Source organism: Gluconobacter thailandicus F149-1 = NBRC 100600, assembly GCF_000964465.1.
GTDB lineage: Bacteria > Pseudomonadota > Alphaproteobacteria > Acetobacterales > Acetobacteraceae > Gluconobacter > Gluconobacter thailandicus.
In genome coordinates this window covers 14,999-31,636 of record NZ_BANH01000007.1, presented here as the reverse complement: position 1 = coordinate 31,636, position 16,638 = coordinate 14,999, and the positions used below count along the sequence as shown (strand labels likewise).

Here is a 16,638-nt window from a genome sequence, read left to right as displayed (position 1 = left end):
CACGATGAAAATTCTGGTCCCAGTCAAAAGGGTGGTCGATTACAACGTCAAGGTGCGTGTAGCGGCCGATGGTAGTGGTGTCGAAACGCAGGGCCTGAAAATGTCCCTGAATCCGTTCGATGAAATTGCGGTGGAAGAAGCCATCCGCCTGCGCGAAAAAGGCGTGGCAACCGAAGTGGTCGTGGTGACCATCGGTGTCCAGGCTGCGCAGGATATCCTGCGCACGTCCATGGCCATGGGCGCAGACCGGGCCATTCTGGTCAAAACAGACGATACGCTTGAGCCCCGCGCCGTCGCCAATGCGCTGAAAGCCATTGTCGAACGCGAACAGCCGGGTCTTGTCTGCATGGGCAAACAGGCCATTGATGACGACATGAACGCCACCGGCCAGATCCTGGCTGCCAAGCTTGGATGGCCACAGGGCACGTTCGCCAGCGCAGTCACTGTTGCGGACGGTCGAATTGAAGTCGCCCGTGAAATCGACGGTGGTACGGAAATTGTTTCTCTGGCTCTTCCCGCCGTGGTGACAGCCGATCTACGTCTCAACGAGCCGCGCTATGCGTCCCTCCCGAACATCATGAAGGCACGCAAAAAGCCACTTGAAATGCTTGAGGCTGCCGATCTCGGTGTTGATCTTGCCTCCCGCCTGACTATCGTTTCTGTCGCAGAGCCGGCAGAACGCAAGGAAGGTATCAAGCTGGGCAGTGCGGCCGAACTGGTCGAAAAGCTCAAGACAGAAGCGAAGGTGATCTGATGACCGCTCTTGTTCTGCTCGAAGTCGAGAATGGTGAAGTTCGTCAGGCGTCACGTTCAGCCCTGACAGCCGCCGCACGCTTTGGCGATGTAGACGCCATCGTTTTTGGTGAAGGTGCCAGCGCCGCCGCAGCGCTCCCTGGCGTCAAGCGGGTTCTTTCGGTGCCTGGTCTAGCCACGGATCTGGCCGAACCTGCCGCCGATCTGCTGGCATCCATCGCAAAGGACTACAGCCACATTGTGGCGTCTGCCTCTGCCAGCGGAAAGAACATTCTGCCGCGTCTGGCGGGCCTGCTTGACGTTCAACCCATCCCGGATGTGGTCGAAATCAAGGATGCCGAAACGTTCGTTCGTCCGATCTACGCAGGCAATGCACTGGCCACCGTCCGGTCTTCAGACGCCATCAAGATTCTGACGGTTCGGGGTTCCAGCTTTGATCCCGCTCCGAAAGACGGCGGCTCTGCTCCAGTTGAAACACTGGACGCACCAGCCAGCGAAAAGTCCGTTTTCGTGAAGGTGGAACTCTCTGCCTCCGATCGCCCGGAACTTGAAGCAGCCCGCGTGGTCATCTCCGGCGGCAAAGGCATGAAGGACGCAGCAAATTTCAAGCTGCTCGAACCCATTGCCGACAAGCTGAATGCCGCTATCGGCGCATCCCGCGCAGCTGTGGACTCCGGCTTTGCCCCGAACGAAATGCAGGTTGGCCAGACCGGCAAGATCGTAGCTCCGGAACTCTACATCGCTGTTGGTCTGTCTGGTGCAATCCAGCATCTGGCCGGCATGAAAGACAGCCGCGTCATCGTGGCGATCAATACGGACCCGGAAGCTCCGATCTTCCGCGTCGCCGATTACGGTATCGTGGGCGACCTCTTCGAGATTCTCCCCGCACTCGAAAAGGCACTCTGAGCCTTTTCAGCAGGCGATCTATGACGGATCGCCTGCTTTTTGCATGACATTACGTGTCCAGAACTTAAGTTGCAGACCGGCTCCCGTGTGACATCCTGTCTCCCAACGGAGACACACGATGAACCTGCGACAAATCCTTCAGAAAACCCTTCCCGCGCTCCCCCTATTGGTTGGCGCATCTTTCATTCACAGCGCACTGGGCGCTGGCTATGTCGTGCCGTCAGCTTCAATGGAACCGACACTTGAAATCGGGGATGAGATCATAGCTGTCGTACCATCTTACGGATGGGGAACAGCCAATCTTCCTTTTGCAGCACAAATTCCTGCCCTTCCGCATCTCCGGATTTTCACCCGCCTGCCGCACCGTGGAGATGTGGTTGTTTTCCGCGCACCTGCCAATCTGAATGAAACATGGGTCAAACGTGTTATCGGTCTGCCGGGAGACAGAGTTGCTTTGTCCAACGGCCATGTCTTTTTAAATGGGAAGGCCCTTCCCTGGCACGACAAAGGCCTGGAGCAGGCCGAACTTACCCCGGGAACATTCACACCTGCCAGACGGTATGAAGAAACACTCCCCGACGGAACACACCATGACATTCTTAAACTGACAACAGCAGGAACGCTCGACACCGTTTCCACTTTTACAGTTCCAGCAGGCCAGCTTTTCGTCATGGGCGATAACCGCGATGACTCTGCGGACTCGCGCGTCCCAGCCAAAGATGGCGGCGTCGGCCTCCTGCCAGTCTGGAACCTTCAGGGAAAGGCCGTCACAGTGCTATTCTCATGGCGAAACCTCAAAAGATTGCTGCTCTCCGTCTGATTTTCAGGCACACCCTCTTGCGCGGTTTACAAATCCCCGGTAGGAGAAGCGCCGTCGGCACGGAGTGTAGCTCAGCCTGGTAGAGCACTGTGTTCGGGACGCAGGGGCCGGAGGTTCGAATCCTCTCACTCCGACCAGCCGATAAACGGATAATCAGAAAATCTGATCAGAGCAAAATCAAGACTGCTCTTCCGTGCGCATTTTCAAATACTACTCCGAACTTGCGCACCCTGATTATCAGCGCCCTTTTACTCCCACAAATGGGCGAACTGGCTGATCGGCTTTGCATAACTTCAAGGCATCAGGCGTCTGAAGATCAAGAATATGCATGGCCAAAGTCCGCCGGGAACTCAGAATTCTTTCTCCTTCCTCGTCGCGGATAGTATCGGGCTGGCTTAGCAAAGCTCCTGCATACTCAACCTCACGCTGCATTTCCGCATCCGGCAGCGCAGACAAAGGCACAAACTGGACGGGCAAACTGAGCTGCTGTGTTGTTGAACGGCTGGCATCCGCCGTAATTCCCAAAACAGGAACACTTGTCAGAGCAGAAACCGAGAAAGAACCAGACTGGGTCAGACTGCCATTCAGCTGTATCGCCACAGGCCCGGAAACAAGGGCGACAACAGGATCAACATTCCGCTGCGCACATTGCAGCGCACGAACATTGGCATCAAAGCGGTTTGCCTGCTCTTCAGACCAGTCCTGCACATCTGAAGCACTCACAACACCAGTTCTCGTCAGATCTTTCTGAACACCACCCAACGCCGCATCGATTGAAGTCTGCGCACCACCGGTAAAGACACAGCCCGATAGCAACAGCCATACGGGCAAGATATGGAACGGCCTCATGCGGCACTCATTTCCGCAACAAGCCCGTGTATGTCTTCCGCCTTGGGCGAAACACCGCGCACTGTCAGCCAGTTCTGCCGACTAACCAGCCCGTAAGCCTCATCACAAATCCGCAGCAATGTATCCCAGGGCATGAATGTCCGGCGGCCCCATGTATTGAAAAATACGCCTTCAGGCATGTAACCCGTCAGTGCAATGGCATGCCCACCGACAAAGGCATGATCCTGAATGGCATTCCAGTCCCAGCTTGCACCTGCCGGGAGATCCATAAACCCACGAGGAACCTGCACTCCCGCAAGAACGCCCCCAAGATAAGAAATACCCCGCTTGATCCCGTTGACGGAATGGGAATCAATGACCCCATAGGCCGTCAGATAATCTTTGGTCTGACCAGGCCGAACAAACCCTCTACTTTTCCAGTGCCCCAGTTGTTCCAGCAGAATAGTGCCATTATCGTTCTGGCCCGTTAGCGGATCAAACCCCGTAACTGCACTATAATTCTGCAAGACCTGCTCGCTGGATAGAACAACCAGCCCCTGAGCCGCCTTGGTCCAGGTCGCCGTGAGAGCTGCATGCGCCGCAAACGCGCAGCAACCAAACCGGTCATTGCCCCACATCTGATAAGGCACACCTTCCGACCAGTCCTGACTGTCCGGAACCTCTGGAACACGCGCTGCCAGAACAGGCGAGAACCGATAGGTTCGCGCATCATACCGGGGTGGCAGCTTCCCGAGCCTGCGTTCTATCATCACTCAACGCTCCAGAAAAATGAAAAGCCATCCCCATGCAGGGGATGGCTTCCACAATGTTTCACTCCTGATTTTCAGGCAGAACGAACGCTGCCCTTACGGGAAATCAGGTGCGAACGTCATAGGCCAGAGAAGCCGGCCAAGCGGCCTGCGCGAAAACCTGCGCATAATCATGAACTTCCGTCAGGAACGTCCGATCCCCATCCAGAACCAGCCGTACAGTCGGAGCGAGCGTTCCGCCAATGCGGTAGGTCTCCGGACTTTCCGCATCCTGACCGGCCGCCGGAATCGTATCGATAAACGACTGAACGTAGCCCTGCGCATCCACAAAATGCGAATACGTCGAATACGGCTGCGAAGACGGGTTACCAAGCACCAGGCCCGAACTGTTCAGAGGTTTGTAGGGACCGAAAATCCCCTTCTCGGATACGAAACCATAGACACCATCAGGGCCCGTGCTCTTGCCCGTATAGGTGGAATGATGGCTGATGGTGAACAGATAGGTCAGACCATCCTTGAAGACGAAATGCGGACGCTCCGTCTGATCATTCACACCCAGAGCCGTTACCAGAGCAGGCATCAGTTCCCAGCGTGAGTAATTACCTTTGCGCCAGTTGGACACACAACGGGCAATTCCAATCGCCGCAGCGCCATACTTCGCACCAGCATCCACCACATAACCCGGCGGAACATGACCCATCTCGTCAGAACCGACGACAAACTGCCCCCGCATTCCGGGAACATTGCCTTCAAACAGCGTATAAAGCTCGCCATCGCCCGGATTGATGAACGGCTGCGGATCACGAAAGTCGAAATACGCATCTTCAGAGGCGTTGGCGTAATGAACGCCATCAGCCTTGAACATTTCCGTGCTGGCCGAGAAGCCCTCAAACCAGACACCCTTTTCATCTGCATGAATGGTGCCAGAACAGACAGCCGGAACAGAATTGCCATCTGGTGCACCAACGGACGTATAGAACATGTCCACTGTGTTCTCGGTGCCTTCACGCATCACCAGAGAACCAGACCACTCCCACGGGCGCAGATCAGCAGACGTCTGAAACAGGCGACCACCCCACGTCCACTCAACACCATCAGCGCTGTACCAATAGCCGATATAGGCGCGGTCATTGCGGGAATGCCATTCATCATAAATCTTGGCATTGGTCTTATCGATCTTGTCCACAGCAAGGGACCAGAGCACAAACCAGCCCTTATACGTAACAGTGCGCATATGCATGTCACGAAGGGTACCACTGTCCCAGATCATCACATCGTTGGACATAGCCGGGAAATTGTAGTCAATCACCGGCATTGTCGTCGTCGGATCGTCAGTACGAACCTTCAGCGCATCCGCAATCGTCCAACGGGACGAGCGATACTTCGGAAGCACACGACGAACGGCCGCGTTCTGCTCCAGGATTCGGCTGGAAATAGCATTCATATTTTCATGATCCGTATTGAATAGTGTTTGAAAATAACCCTGTCAGGCGCTCTGTTACGGCGCCTTGCCAGGAGAAGTACCCGTTGCTTCCGGAGCAGCGTCTGCTTTCACGCCCTCTCCGTCTTTCGGAACAACGACCTTCTTGCTGACCTGCCGTTCAAGACGATTGGCAGCCCAGCCAATGTTCAGCCCCAGAAGGGCCACCAAACGGTAAATTCCGTTCAATCGTGATGTATTCTGTGGGGGAGGCAAAAAGACCGTAACCAGTTTGCATCCAATAATCAGCAGAGCCACCCAAAGCTCATATCGGGCCGGGATGTCAGCTAGCAGACCCGAAAGGTCAAAACCGGAAATATCCACACTCTGAAATCCTGCTTGGCGCATAAAAAAGAGGCCGCATCCATCCGGATGAGCCTCCTTCAAAATCATTATTTTCAAAATGAATTATCGAGCCATGCGTTAAATTATTTATGGCTCAATGCCACAGTTATATGAAAAACCCGGATGCAGTTCAAGCTTTAAATGCCAGACCGGGAGGAGAAGAGTTGAAACCTTCCCTGCCTGGACCTAATTTTGACACTTAGAAAGTCTCTTTTCCCCAGAGAGACACTTACGAGAGACCAAACCCACCATGACGATCCGCTTAACGCGATCCGCACTGGCTCTTGCAGCCCTTCTGACCGCCACTCCTGCCCTTGCCGAACCTGGCGGCTGCATCAAATACGGCGCAGCCGGAGCCGTCGGTGGCCATTTCGCAAATCATCACGCCGTCGTCGGTGCTATGGGCGGATGTGCCGCCGGCATGTATCGCCGTCATCTGTACCGCAAGGATCTCCGCGAAAAGGCAGCCCTTTGGGACAAGGAACATCCTGCTGATCCAAATGCCAGCTGGTGGCAGCGCCATCATGATGCTGCTTCCACCAAACAGAAAGCAGAATGGTATGACGCCGAACATCCTGAGCCAGGCCCGAATACACCGGCGCCAGCGCCTCAGCCAAACCAACACTTCTGAAAACAGAAACGCCCGGCTTGAAGCCGGGCGTTTCTGTTTTCCAAAAGCTCTCAACGACCCGTCAGGAAAACTGAAAACCCTTGAGCGCAGAACGAGAGAGCCCCTCTAAAAGGTCAATAGCTTCGTCCGTATCGTTAAGACAGGGAATCATGGCGAATTCTTCGCCACCAGCATGCATGAATTCCTCACGCAGCTCATTGCCAATCTCATCCAGTGTTTCAATGCAATCCGACATGAACCCAGGCATGATCACTGCAATTTTGGTAACTCCCTGCTTGGGAAGAGCAGTGACGTAAGGTGCCGTATAGGGCTGAATCCATTCCAGAGGCCCAAATCGGGACTGGAAGGTGAGCGGCATCTGCTCGTCGGTAAATCCCAGCGCTTTCCGCAATGCTACAATCGTGCGCTGACACTCTTCCTGATAGGAATCGCCTTTTTCAACACAGGTTTTCGGCAACCCATGAAAGGATGCAACAACCGCCTGTGGCTTGAAGGACAATCCATCCAGCGTTTGACGAACAGACTGCTCCAATGCCCGGATAAACAACGGATGATCCGGAAAAGACGGCATCGTCAGCACGGCTGGCTGACGGCGTAGCTTCATGAGTGCACGGAAAAGATGATCATTGGCTGTCGCAGTCGTCGTCGCTGAATACTGCGGATAAAGCGGAATACTGATGATCCGATCACACCCCTGATCCATCAGCCTTTCAACGCCTTGTGCAACGGAGGGCTGCCCGTAGCGCATTCCCCATTCAACAGGTACACCGTCGGACTTCAGACGCAGAGCGAGCTTCTCAGCCTGTCGCTGGGTATAAACCCTCAACGGCGAAGCATTCTCTTCGCGATCCCAGATGCGTGCGTAATTCGCACCACTGGCAAACGGACGTTTTGTGAGGATGATGCCCTGCAAAATGGGCTGCCAGATCAACGGCGGACTTTCAATCACGCGCCGATCGGAAAGAAACTCACTCAGATAACGACGCACCGCAAAATAGCCGGTATCGTCAGGCGTACCCAAGTTGAGAAGAAGAACGCCCGTCCGCCCCTGAGGAGGAGAAGCATTCCGTGGTTTTTTGAAAAAAAAGGCCATAGCGCCCTTCAGTCTGGAACAGGGCTAACAACGGCGAAAGAGAAAAAACGTATCTAATATCAGGATACGCGTCCCTTTCGGGACGCTATCGTCGGTGCCTTACCCGCGCATAGGAGAGACTGGGTCGCTCAGCCCTTAGGGAAGCATTGTAAACAACGACCGCCATGACAGCGCCGATTGATCCGATATACGGCATGAAAGTATTCATCAGAGCCATATTCGCCTCCTTGAACCCTCTGGGAAAGTTTTCCGTGGGCTCAATATTGAGATTGGTCATATCGCCGTCGTGTTTCAAGAAAAAAATTCATATGCCCCGCAAAAATTTTATCTCCGCACGGAATAATCTTTATTTTTCATCGGTTTAACATTTCAGCAATCGACCAAAAACCCTACGAGCACGCAACTCCCCACCCTTATGCCCGTTGAACTACCGACACATATGATTGTTCGGAAGGACCACTAGAATGGCGACTCAAGATCCAGTCATCTACGTCATCGCTGACGGCGAAAAAGGTCGATTTCTTCGTCTGGAAGGAACCCAGCTTCGCACCATTGAGAATTTTGACCTGCATAAAGGCTCGGACGCAGCCAAAGACGTCGGGTCCATCAAGGCAGCGCACACAAACCCCAAAGAGCAGCTCAAAACCCATTTTACGAAAGATCTGGCGACACACATCAATAAAGTCGCACAGGACTCCGATATCGAAGGCATTTTCCTCGTTGCCCCGGCGCAGGCGCTCCACGACATCCGTGAGCATCTCGACAAACCAACAGCCAAGAAACTGTTCAAGACCCTGACAAAGGATCTGACAAACACCAGCGATCATGACCTGCTCAAGCATCTTGATCGCCCTGAAACCGGGTGGCCTGAACTCGCCTCTGTCTAAATCAGGGAGCAGGCGGCGTCATACAATGGCGCGGCCTGCCACGCAGGCTTGACGTGTTCCAGTGGTCTGAGGCCATGAAGAAGGCAACTGCCGAAGATAACGCACAGCCAGAAGCGCAAAACACTGCGCCTCCAACGCATCACCATCCCACCCCAGAACGTCAACAGACGCTACATTTCCAAGGCGCAAACGCAATCGCTCCATCAGTACCGGATTGTGTCGTCCTCCGCCCGCAACCAACCACTTATCCGGCATGACATCCATCGGTGTCCGAGCAATCGCCTCCACCGTGAATGCAACCAGCGTTGCCGCGCCGTCTTCAGCGGAAAGTCCCTGCACAGCCTCCATAGCAGGCCCATGAAAACTCAACCGGTCCAGGGATTTCGGCATGGGACGCTTGAAATACGGGCTATCCAGCAAGCGCTCCAATACATCCGGGTTCACTGTTCCCTTACTCGCCAGTGCACCATCAGTATCGCACGCCACTCCTGTATGACGTTCCGCCCAATCATCCAGCAAAGCATTGCCCGGTCCCGTATCACAGGCCCAGATTTGGCGAATCCCACCCCGCACTGGCCCCAGCAAAGTGACGTTAGCCACCCCCCCGATATTCAATACAGCAACAGACCGCTCATCCCGCTCCAGAAGGGCCGCATGAAGGACTGGAACCAGCGGTGCTCCTTCCCCCCCATGCTCCAGATCCCTTGCCCGGAAATCATAGATGACAGGAATGCCACACTGCTCCTGAAGCAAAGTGCCATCGCCAATCTGCCAGCTTCGTCCCTTTTCCGGCTGATGCAGAATAGTCTGCCCATGAAAACCAATGATTTCCGGCACAATTTCCGGCACCATGTTCCGAAGCGCTGTTACAGCCTCAACATGCCTGAGTGTTACCTCCCGCTCGACATCCTTCAGATCAACCTCACTTCCGGAAAGTTCAGCAGCATGATCCAGAATCAACCGCAGCCGATCCCGTAACATCTGATCATACGGAAGCGTCAAAGCCGGCCCGTACTCTGCAATGCGTTCCCCATCCGTAAGAACAAGCGCCGCATCCACACCATCAAGCGACGTGCCACTCATCAAGCCAATGGCCCAGCGCAGATCGCCCGATCCCGGATCAGCCATCACAGGGCCGCCAATACGGCATGCAAGTTTCCTTTGTGCTGCTGAAGAAGCACTTCAACCTGCTCGGCCGCCACCCCGTGTCGGATCAGAACCGCCCGCTTCACATTCCCCCCGACCAGAGCAAGAGCGTCACGCACTTCTTCCTCCGTCCCTCCGGCCAGTTCAGACACCATGCGTTCAGCACGCTTCTGGAGCTTGTCGTTGCTAATCCGCATATCAACCATGCGGCCACGATACACATGCCCAAGCCGCGTCATGAGAGCCGTAGAGAACAGGTTCAGCACAACCTTCTGCGCCGTCCCTGCGGCCATCCGCGTTGATCCAGCCAGAACCTCTGCTCCCGTCGGAATAGAAATCCCTATCTCAGCGCCCTGAAGCAAACGTCCATCCGAATTGCCACTAACCCCGATCGTCAACGCTCCCGCGTCCCGGCCTGCCCGCACCATGGCGCAGGTGTAAGGCGTGTTTCCACTGGCCGCGACCCCGATCACCACATCATTCGCAGTCGGAACATGCTCGCTCAGGTCAAGACGTGCCTGATCTTCCCGATCCTCCGCACCCTCAACAGCCTGCGTCCCGGCTCCCGCTCCACCCGCGAGCAGCAACACCAGACGTTCCGGTGCGAGCCCGAAAGTCGGTGTCAGTTCAACACCATCCTGTACACCAATCCGGCCAGACGTCCCCGCTCCCGCGTAAATCAGACGGCCACCGTTCTGCAGACGCGGTACAGCCGCCTCCACAGCCCGTTCGATTGAAGGCAATGCTTCCCCGACCCGATCGAGTGCCGCTTTCTGTGAGTCCAGCAATCGCCCCAGCAGAGCATCCAGAGGAAGAAGCTCAATCGTCTGGTTGGCCTCCAGAACTGTCTCGGTGCGTGGAACCGTCACAAATAATCCTCTTCGTCGCGACATAAAAAATGTGCCGGAAGGTTTCCCCTCGGGCACATTCGGGCTTCAGAAAACAGCTTATTCCTTTACAGGAAACAACGCGCCATTCTTCAGCAGACCCTGCTCAACCAGGCTCTCCGCAATCTGCACCGCATTCAACGCAGCACCCTTGCGAAGATTGTCGGACACACACCACAGCGCCAGACCATTTTCTACAGTCGGATCAATTCGCAGCCGCGACACATATGTCGCATCTTCCCCGACGCATTCAATCGGAGTCACGTAGCCACCATCTTCGCGTTCGTCGCGTAGAATCACGCCTGGAGCCTTGCGAAGCGCCTCACGAGCCTTCTTCAGATCAACAGGCTTCTCACACTCGATGCTGATGGCCTCGGAATGTCCAATAAAGACCGGAACCCGCACGCAAGTCGCCAGCACCTGAATATCCGGGTCCAGGATCTTGCGGGTTTCAACCGCCATCTTCCACTCTTCTTTGGTCGCACCATCATCCATGAAGCGATCAATGTGTGGAATAACGTTAAAGGCGATCTGCTTGGTAAACTGTGCAACCGTCGGCGGATCGTTCACGAACGTCCCCTTGGTCTGACCAAACAGTTCGTCCATGCCGTCTTTACCCGCACCAGACACCGCCTGATACGTCGAGACCACGATGCGCTTGATCTTGAACAGATCATGCAGCGGCTTCAGAGCCACCAACATCTGCGCGGTGGAACAGTTCGGGTTTGCGATGATGCCACGACGCGCCTTCTTGAGGGCAGCAGCGTTCACTTCCGGCACGACCAGTGGAATACCCGGCTCCATCCGGAAATGGGACGTATTGTCGATCACAACACAACCCGCAGCCGCAGCCTTCGGCGCATAGACAGCCGAAACTTCACCGCCCGGCGAGAAGAGCGCAACATCCCAGCCCTTGAAGTCAAACGTCTCAAGATTCTGAACCTTGAGAACCTTCTTGTCCCCAAAGGAAATCTCTTTTCCAACGGAACGCGGAGACGCCAGCGCCACCACCTCGTCCACAGGGAAATTCCGTTCCGCCAGAATGCGCAGCAGTTCGCGCCCCACCGCTCCCGTGGCGCCCGCAACCGCAACCCGATAACCCATGATCTTTTCCCGTTCCCTTTAAAATCAGCCTAAGAAAGGCAGACGCTTGACCAGCGCCGAAAGACGATGCCGCCGCAATTCGTACCGGGCCTTCTGACCCGTCGCCATATAATTGAGCTGGATGGCATACCGCGTCCCGACAAACTGCCGATGCCCATGCCAGGTCGTCGGCCCGTTCGGGAACACCAGAAGCGTCCCCTCCGCCGGAGTCACCTCAACATCGTAATCCTCAACATCATCCGGACCATTCAGCAGGCGCAAACAACCATCCCGAGAAGCCCAGTCTTCTCCCCGCGGATTCAGATACAGCAGGATCGTCACCAATTTGGCATCAGAATCCCGATGGATACGTCCATCTTTTTCACGCGTTCGACCACGCACCGTCAGCATCGTCGGCGCATTCGCCAGATCCAGACCGAATTTCTCCGCAATCAGGGCCTTGAGCCGAGGCCCCTGCAATTCCTCAATCATGCCCGCCACACGCGGCGTCAGCTTCAACGCCTCAGGCGGAAAAGACCCCCCGGATTTCATTTCCGGCAAATCAGCCACAACGGCCTTGAGATCATCATTGCTGATGAAATGCGGCACCACGACATGCGGGAAAGGCTTCTCCGCAACCGGTGTCTGCGTCAGGGCATCATAATCGAGAGAAATGTTGGACATAGCACCTGAGGCTAGCCCCGCCCCACAAACCCGGCAAGGCCTATTCCACACATGCCAGCTTTCTCCCAGACGACATAATCTTACCCTCTGAGCGGCTTGTAGACCTTGGAAACCCTGCTGGTCGCCAGATAACGGACATATCCTGCCCCCAGCCGGTTTGCCCCTCCGGTGCAGACCTGCGGATGCGGAGTATCCTTCACCTCTCCAACCCAGGCTGTATGCAACAGCTTGGGATTGATCCGACAGACAATCAGCCGCCGATCCACACCCGACATTCCCGCATCTTCAACAAGGCGGCTCTGCGCGCTCCGTGTGTCAGGCGACGCCGACTGGGCCTGCGCAGCCGGCAGACCCATCCCAAGAACGATCAGAGCATAGAAGACAGATAGAGCACGCATGAGCAGAACTCCCCACACGCCCACGGCGATTTTCGGAAATGGCCAGCAGGCACTGCTTCTATGACGACTCTCAAACCAGAAAAGTTGCGGCATTTTTGTGGCAAACTTTACCTATCGCTGAATTCTGCCCTCCAAACCGCCGTTCTCAACAAACGTTCGTAAAATACTCCATTGTCTTCACGCTGCCTCGAGGAACCCCGATGAACACTCTGCCTCTCGTCCTTCCTGAACTTCGCCCAGCCCTCGACACTTTCCCCTCTGCCGATCTCAGTGCGGAAACCCTTCCTGCACTCAGAAACGCGCTCGAAGACAGGGCAGCTCAAGCTTTCCAGACCGCCGAAGACTTCCGCGTTACAGTCGAACAACGCCACATTCCGGCAGGCATCGATGACGAGAGAACTCTCCGTCTTCTCACGATCCGCCCAATGCAAACCGCCTCAACTTCCAGGCCTGTCCTGCTTCACCTTCATGGTGGCGGACACTGCGCAGGTCGTCCCGAACAGAATACCGGTGACCTCTGCCGTTTCGCACAGGAGCTGAACTGTCTGGTCATTTCCCCGGACTATCGCCTGACCCCTGAGACCCCATTCCCCGGCGGCATTGAGGATGCTTACACCACCCTTTGCTGGATCCACGACAACGCCGAGACCCTCAACATCCGACGCGACCAGATTGGCGTCACCGGCGAAAGCGCAGGCAGGAACCTCGCCGCTGCCCTCTGCCTGCTTGCCAGAGACAGGAATGGACCCTCCATCCTGTTCCAGAACCTGATCTACCCCATGCTGGATGACCGCACCCTTAATGACGCCCCCAATCCGTCACCCACCGCTGGAGAGTTTGTCTGGACGCGCACCAGCAATACCTACGCATGGGAAATTTTTCTGGCTCCTTCGCGCCCCGGTGCTGAAGACATTTCCCAATATGCTGCCCCAGCCCGCGCCACAGATCTGTCCGGCCTTCCTCCAACCATCATGACCGTAGGTGCTCTCGACCTTTTCCTTGAAGAAGACCTGCTCTATGCCCAGCGCCTCATCAGAAGCGGCGTCTTCGTGGAACTGGATGTTGTCCCCGGTGCGTACCACGCCTTTGACGTCACCGGCGCCCCTATCGCAAAACAGACGCTTGAACGACGCATCACTTCCATGAAGCGTTTCTTCTCCCCATCTGATGATTGACACGGAATGCTTTATCCAAATGCGTTCCCCACTTTCCCGTGATGGGCTAAAGTTCGTGCCCCCTGGGACTGGAGACCAATTTTCATGGGCGATCACCGCGACGACCGCGATGCCATCAACGGCGCCAACACCGTCTATCTGGCCGAGCTTCATGCTCGCTGGCAGGACGACCCCGCCTCCGTTGATCCAGCTTTCGCCGCTCTTTTCGAAACACTCGGCGCCGATCGCCCCTCAACGACGGAAGCCTCGAATAGCAGCGCCGAAGCCCTGAAAAATGCCTACCGTCTGCGCGGCCACTCCCTGGCCAAACTTGATCCGCTGGGTCTGGCCCCAACGCCGACGCTCCCAGAACTTAATCCCCCTGATGCCGACCGCGATCTCCTGCTCCGTTTGCGTCGCGCCTATTCCGGCACCCTGACCGCAGAATTCATGCACATTCAGGACGTGACTCAACGGCAGTGGTGGATTGATCGCCTCGAGAACACCGCGCCCGTCGTCGCCATGGAACCGGAACGCATTCTGCTCGCCCTGACACGCGCCGAAGGATTCGAAGGCTTCTGCCAAAAACGCTTCATGGGAATGCGCCGCTTCGGTCTGGAAGGGGGAGAAAGCGTTATAGTCGCCCTCCGCACCCTGATCGACGCCGCCGCGCGGGACGGCGCAAAGTCAGTCTCGCTCGGCATGCCACATCGTGGCCGCCTGAACGTCATGGCCAACATCCTGCGCAAACCCTTCGCGGCCATTTTCAGCGAATTTGCAGGCGCGTCCTTCAAGCCTGACGACATTCAGGGCTCCGGAGACGTCAAATACCATCTCGGCACAGCCACTACGATGGAACACGCAGGTCATACCCTGCGCATCTCCCTGCTGCCCAACCCATCCCATCTGGAAGCCGTCGATCCCGTCGTCCTCGGACGCGTCCGCGCCGATCAGGACCGCGAAAAGGACAAGGACCGCGACCGCCATCTAGGCATTCTCGTTCACGGTGACGCTGCCTTCGCTGGGCAGGGTGTCGTGTACGAAACCCTCGCACTCTCCAAGCTCGAAGGCTACCGCACTGGCGGCACGGTGCACGTCATCATCAACAACCAGATTGGCTTCACCACCGTCCAGTCAGACGCACATTCCGGTATCCACAACACGGACATCGCCAAATCCATTCAGGCCCCCATCCTGCATGTGAATGGTGACGATCCTGATGCCGTCGCCCGGGCCGCTCTTCTGGCCCATGAATGGCGCCGCGATTTCCATTCAGATGTCGTTCTCGACGTCGTCTGCTATCGCCGCCACGGGCACAATGAAACCGATGAACCGGCTTTCACCCAGCCAGCCATGGTTCACGCCATCCAGTCCCGACCAACCACCCGCCGCCTCTACGCCAACCATCTGATCCGCAAAGGTCTCCTGACAGCCGAGCAGGTAGAAGACATGTGGCAACACTTCCAGCGCAGACTGGAAGAGCAATACGCTGCCTCTGAACACTACCTCCCGAACGCAACAGATTGGCTGGACGGCCCGCAGGACTCCACGCGCCTTCAGGATGAGCCGGAACGCATCCAGCCCATGACCGGCGTCCCCCTCGATCGTCTTCGGATGGTTGGTGAAGCCATCGGCACCATCCCCCAGGGCCTGAACGTACACCCGCGCCTCGCACGTCAGATCATTGCCCGCGGCAAGGCTGTGGCTAATGGCGGCCCGCTGGACTGGGCCACAGCCGAAGCTCTTGCTTTCGGAACCCTGTCAATGGACGGGCACCCCGTCCGTCTGTCAGGTCAGGACAGTCGCCGCGGAACATTCAGCCAGCGTCACGCCGTCCTGTTCGATCAGAACACCGGCCGGGAAGAGACCCTTCTGGCCCATATCGCTCCCCATCAGGCCCCTCTCCATCTCTGGAACTCTCCGCTCTCTGAATTTGCCGTCCTCGGCTTCGAATACGGCTATTCACTCGGTGATCCGGATGCGCTGGTTCTGTGGGAGGCTCAATTTGGCGACTTCGCAAACGGTGCACAGGTCATTCTCGACCAGTTCATTGCTTCCGGCGAAACGAAATGGCTTCGAACATCCGGCCTGACGCTCCTGCTGCCACACGGCTACGAGGGCGGTGGCCCTGAGCACTCGTCAGCCAGACCAGAGCGTATTCTCCAGCTCTGCGCAGAAAACAATCTGCGTGTCTGTAACATCACCAGCCCGGCAAACTATTTTCATGCCCTGCGCCGCCAGATTGCACGACGTTGCCGCAAGCCACTGGTCATCTTCACACCCAAGTCTCTGCTGAGACATAAGGAAGCGACCTCTCCCCTCACTGAAATGGGGCCACACACGCGCTTCCAGCCCGTTCTGGCAGATTCACAGCAGATTACACACGCCAGAAAGATCATCCTGTGCTCAGGCAAGGTTTTCTACGACCTAACCGCCGAGCGGGCCCGACAGAACCGCACAGACGTCGCCATCATCCGTCTGGAACAACTTTATCCCTTCCCGCACCACGCGCTGATCCAGCAACTGGAATTGTACCCGGACGCTGAACAGATCATCTGGTGTCAGGAAGAACCCCAGAACAACGGTGCCTGGATTTTTGTGGACCGACGCATCGAACGCGCTCTACAGGAATGTGGACACACAGTTCAGCGCCCGCAGTATGTAGGCCGCGAAAGCGCCGCTTCACCCGCAACAGGCCTACCGGGTGCGCACACCGCCCAACAGGAAAAACTGATTCGAGACGCACTGGCCTGACAACAGGCCAGTGCCGTGT

17 protein-coding genes and 1 tRNA gene are annotated in these 16,638 nt (G+C 56.3%); 8 read left to right on the top strand and 10 right to left on the bottom strand.

The window, feature by feature from the left end; all coding sequences use genetic code 11:
• The first annotated feature begins 4 nt into the window (after nucleotides 1–4).
• The 4 genes from B7444_RS02690 to B7444_RS02675 all read left to right on the top strand — a co-directional run bounded on the left by B7444_RS02690 (nucleotide 5) and on the right by B7444_RS02675 (nucleotide 2,616).
• Entirely contained in the window at nucleotides 5–754 is a 750-nt protein-coding gene (locus tag B7444_RS02690; protein WP_007281769.1) for an electron transfer flavoprotein subunit beta/FixA family protein, read from the top strand.
• Nucleotides 754–1,659, top strand: coding sequence for an electron transfer flavoprotein subunit alpha/FixB family protein (locus B7444_RS02685; protein WP_007281770.1), 906 nt, complete (start codon nucleotides 754–756; stop codon nucleotides 1,657–1,659). The genes B7444_RS02690 and B7444_RS02685 overlap by 1 nt, the downstream gene beginning before the upstream one ends.
• A gap of 118 nt (nucleotides 1,660–1,777) precedes the next feature.
• The gene (gene lepB / locus B7444_RS02680) at nucleotides 1,778–2,479 is read left to right on the top strand and encodes a signal peptidase I (RefSeq protein ID WP_007281771.1); all 702 of its coding nucleotides are present in this window, start codon (nucleotides 1,778–1,780) and stop codon (nucleotides 2,477–2,479) included.
• 60 nt (nucleotides 2,480–2,539) lie between these two features.
• Nucleotides 2,540–2,616 (top strand) — tRNA-Pro (locus B7444_RS02675).
• Nucleotides 2,617–2,716: 100 nt separating this feature from the next.
• Here the strand turns inward: B7444_RS02675 and B7444_RS02670 are convergent.
• The 4 genes from B7444_RS02670 to B7444_RS02655 form a co-directional block, all read right to left on the bottom strand.
• The gene (locus B7444_RS02670; RefSeq protein ID WP_007281772.1) at nucleotides 2,717–3,328 is read right to left on the bottom strand and encodes a hypothetical protein; all 612 of its coding nucleotides are present in this window, start codon (nucleotides 3,326–3,328) and stop codon (nucleotides 2,717–2,719) included.
• Entirely contained in the window at nucleotides 3,325–4,077 is a 753-nt protein-coding gene (locus tag B7444_RS02665) for a C1 family peptidase (RefSeq protein WP_007281773.1), read from the bottom strand. The genes B7444_RS02670 and B7444_RS02665 overlap by 4 nt, the downstream gene beginning before the upstream one ends.
• A gap of 106 nt (nucleotides 4,078–4,183) precedes the next feature.
• Complete coding sequence (locus B7444_RS02660) at nucleotides 4,184–5,521, bottom strand: glycoside hydrolase family 68 protein (RefSeq protein ID WP_007281774.1); 1,338 nt, start codon at nucleotides 5,519–5,521, stop codon at nucleotides 4,184–4,186.
• Nucleotides 5,522–5,575: 54 nt separating this feature from the next.
• On the bottom strand, nucleotides 5,576–5,905 hold the full coding sequence (locus B7444_RS02655; RefSeq protein ID WP_048855113.1) for a hypothetical protein: 330 nt from the start codon (nucleotides 5,903–5,905) through the stop codon (nucleotides 5,576–5,578).
• A gap of 247 nt (nucleotides 5,906–6,152) precedes the next feature.
• Between B7444_RS02655 and B7444_RS02650 the strand changes: the two genes are divergently transcribed.
• The gene (locus tag B7444_RS02650; RefSeq protein WP_007281777.1) at nucleotides 6,153–6,533 is read left to right on the top strand and encodes a hypothetical protein; all 381 of its coding nucleotides are present in this window, start codon (nucleotides 6,153–6,155) and stop codon (nucleotides 6,531–6,533) included.
• Between the two features lie 61 nt (nucleotides 6,534–6,594).
• Here B7444_RS02650 and hemH read toward each other — a convergent pair whose 3' ends face one another.
• Nucleotides 6,595–7,626 (bottom strand): ferrochelatase, encoded by a 1,032-nt coding sequence (gene hemH, locus B7444_RS02645; RefSeq protein WP_007281778.1) that lies wholly within the window; start codon nucleotides 7,624–7,626, stop codon nucleotides 6,595–6,597.
• Between the two features lie 464 nt (nucleotides 7,627–8,090).
• Between hemH and B7444_RS02635 the strand changes: the two genes are divergently transcribed.
• Nucleotides 8,091–8,513 (top strand): VLRF1 family aeRF1-type release factor, encoded by a 423-nt coding sequence (locus tag B7444_RS02635; RefSeq protein ID WP_007281780.1) that lies wholly within the window; start codon nucleotides 8,091–8,093, stop codon nucleotides 8,511–8,513.
• Between the two features lie 18 nt (nucleotides 8,514–8,531).
• Here the strand turns inward: B7444_RS02635 and B7444_RS02630 are convergent, their stop codons facing one another.
• The 5 genes from B7444_RS02630 to B7444_RS02610 all read right to left on the bottom strand — a co-directional run bounded on the left by B7444_RS02630 (nucleotide 8,532) and on the right by B7444_RS02610 (nucleotide 12,711).
• Nucleotides 8,532–9,641: an anhydro-N-acetylmuramic acid kinase gene (locus tag B7444_RS02630; RefSeq protein WP_007281781.1), complete on the bottom strand. Its 1,110-nt coding sequence runs from the start codon at nucleotides 9,639–9,641 to the stop codon at nucleotides 8,532–8,534.
• On the bottom strand, nucleotides 9,641–10,528 hold the full coding sequence (locus B7444_RS02625) for an N-acetylmuramic acid 6-phosphate etherase (protein WP_007281782.1): 888 nt from the start codon (nucleotides 10,526–10,528) through the stop codon (nucleotides 9,641–9,643). Before B7444_RS02625 ends, B7444_RS02630 begins: the two co-directional genes overlap by 1 nt.
• 78 nt (nucleotides 10,529–10,606) lie before the next feature.
• Complete coding sequence (locus B7444_RS02620; protein WP_007281783.1) at nucleotides 10,607–11,650, bottom strand: aspartate-semialdehyde dehydrogenase; 1,044 nt, start codon at nucleotides 11,648–11,650, stop codon at nucleotides 10,607–10,609.
• A gap of 24 nt (nucleotides 11,651–11,674) precedes the next feature.
• Nucleotides 11,675–12,313, bottom strand: a complete 639-nt coding sequence (locus B7444_RS02615) for a 2OG-Fe(II) oxygenase family protein (RefSeq protein WP_007281784.1) — start codon at nucleotides 12,311–12,313, stop codon at nucleotides 11,675–11,677.
• Between the two features lie 80 nt (nucleotides 12,314–12,393).
• Nucleotides 12,394–12,711, bottom strand: a complete 318-nt coding sequence (locus B7444_RS02610; RefSeq protein WP_035729439.1) for a hypothetical protein — start codon at nucleotides 12,709–12,711, stop codon at nucleotides 12,394–12,396.
• Between the two features lie 200 nt (nucleotides 12,712–12,911).
• Between B7444_RS02610 and B7444_RS02605 the strand changes: the two genes are divergently transcribed.
• Complete coding sequence (locus B7444_RS02605; RefSeq protein ID WP_007281786.1) at nucleotides 12,912–13,886, top strand: alpha/beta hydrolase; 975 nt, start codon at nucleotides 12,912–12,914, stop codon at nucleotides 13,884–13,886.
• A gap of 84 nt (nucleotides 13,887–13,970) precedes the next feature.
• Nucleotides 13,971–16,619: a 2-oxoglutarate dehydrogenase E1 component gene (locus tag B7444_RS02600; protein ID WP_007281787.1), complete on the top strand. Its 2,649-nt coding sequence runs from the start codon at nucleotides 13,971–13,973 to the stop codon at nucleotides 16,617–16,619.
• The last annotated feature ends 19 nt before the right edge of the window (nucleotides 16,620–16,638 follow it).